Raw genomic sequence first — 2,049 nt, 5'->3', positions numbered from 1 at the left:
TGGCGTTCAGAAACCGTATCGATACTGGGAAGACGATTGGCGGCATGGAAAGCCAGGAACGAAGCCGGGGTTCTGGTATCCGCCGTCGCCGCCGGCCAAATTCAATCTCGTCGGCGCGATCAAGGGAAATGAATCGGTTCTGGGCATGGCGGCGACGCTCGTGACTGCGCCACTCATGTTCGTCGTGACCGGCATCAGTTCGGCATTGAACATGCTCCGCGTGAACGCCGATCCGCCGAAGGGCTGGACAGTGGTGGCGGATGCTCCGGCGCTTGACGAGCCATTCCCGCCGAAGGCCTTGCGATTCGGCAAGTCAGTCGAGACCAAGGACGGCGACGCGATCAGCGACTTCAACGAAGGCAACGATCCGCCGGCTGCTTGGCGCGACGCGAGCAAGACCGAGGCAGACAAGCGCGGCGACGATCCGTACGACCAGTACAAGGCAAAGAACGAGGACAGCGTCGCCCAAGGTACGGCCGCAACGGAAGCTGGACAACGTTACGAGGACCGCGCGCTGATGCGAATGGAAGCGCGCCGGACGTTGAATACCGAATGGCTCGATCGCGACGGCCACGTGATCGGCGAGGACGGCAAGAGCGCGATGCCCGAAGGCTACAAGGAATGGCGCGACCAGCAGATTGTCGATTGGCTCGATCGCGGCGTGACCAACAGCCCGACGAATCACTCAACGACGATGACCAACCCCGAGCATGCCGAAAAGGCGCTTGCGTATGACGTTGCGGTGGGCCTGTGCTACATCACGCCCGAACAACTCTACGACTTGCGCATCGAGGCGGATTGGAGGATGGGAGATGGGATTCCCGATACTAACCCGAACAAAAAGTACGGCAAGTACTTTGACTCCGGAAATCTTGATCGAATGCCGATGCACGAATGGGTACATGCCAATAACAGTGAAGGCAAGATTCCTGATGCGATCACGGACGAACGTGAAGGTGAGTTCTATCTGAAGGTCGGGGGTGTCGTATGAAGACGCTGATTGCTACATGGAAACGACGTGTGGCCATTGCTGTTTCAGTATGGCTAGTCGCCACCGTTCTCATGATCACGATGATGGCGCACATAGAACAGCCCGACCCGGGACATTTGGAAATAGGAGATTGGATGAAACGCTTCATTGTTGTGCCTGGCCTGGCTGCGATCATGGTGTTTCTCTTCACCACGGCTATGACGCGCCCGGCACAAGCCGCCTCGGTTAAAGAGCCTGCCGTGAAGACAGCACCAGTGGCAGAAGAGCAGGTCAAGCCATTCGTTGCGCAAGTCGTCGGCCTAATCTGGTTGAATCCGCTGCAACGCATGGACTATCCGACCGAATGGCAATTGTTGTGGACGCAAGGACTTGCCGCACCGAACAAGGATGATGACATGGTGCGCACGAAGCCCGAAAAGTTCTCGTCCCTCCGATCGATCGGTGCACTCGTCTACGGCAACCGCGGAACGGAGACGTTCAAGGGCTTCTATCACAAGTACGTCAGAAAATTTCTCTTGTTGCCGCGCTCTCGCTATTTTGCGAATGCAAAATATTTCTACACCGTAAAATCCGAAAACACCAAAGATTGGCGCGAGCTTGCCGGAACACATATCGAGTTCGCGTTACCTCCAAGGCTCGATCCGATCGAAGCGAAGACGTACTTGACCAATGAGTTCGTCGAATGCTTCGAAATTGGCCCACCGTCACCCAAGACGCTTTGGAGCCGCGCCACGCCTCCCGATGTGCAAATCACCCAAGGAGGCGCAAACGCCGGCTTCACATCGCTGAACAACGCGTTGGATTACTTGCAGGCGAACCCCGACAAGACCGTATGGGCGATGAACTGGGATGCCCCTAACTTCCCGCCCACGGATGCACAGATCAACGAAAACCTCGTCGTGCTGTTCCTCGCCGGCCCGAACTTCAACACCGAGCGCGAGCCGCTAGCCTGGATCGGCAAGGCCGCAACCGGCAACACGCACGATTTTTCGCCGAAGGTCGGCACGACGCGAACGGTGCAGGCATGGAAAGCCACGATCGACGAAGCAGCACGCAAC

Annotated in this window: 2 protein-coding genes; both read left to right on the top strand. The window is 57.4% G+C overall.

What is annotated here, in order from left to right; translation table 11 throughout:
• Positions 1–991 (top strand): hypothetical protein (locus U4Z31_RS36780; protein WP_321812976.1); only part of this gene is annotated, 991 nt, incomplete at its 5' end.
• A 134-nt stretch (positions 992–1,125) separates the two neighbouring features.
• Positions 1,126–2,049 (top strand): virulence factor (locus U4Z31_RS36775; protein ID WP_415750337.1); only part of this gene is annotated, 924 nt, incomplete at its 3' end.

Source organism: Burkholderia sp. BCC1985 (assembly GCF_905339915.1).
Lineage (GTDB): Bacteria > Pseudomonadota > Gammaproteobacteria > Burkholderiales > Burkholderiaceae > Burkholderia.
Note: the sequence above shows the minus strand (reverse complement) of the source record. Positions and strands in the feature narration are given on the sequence as shown.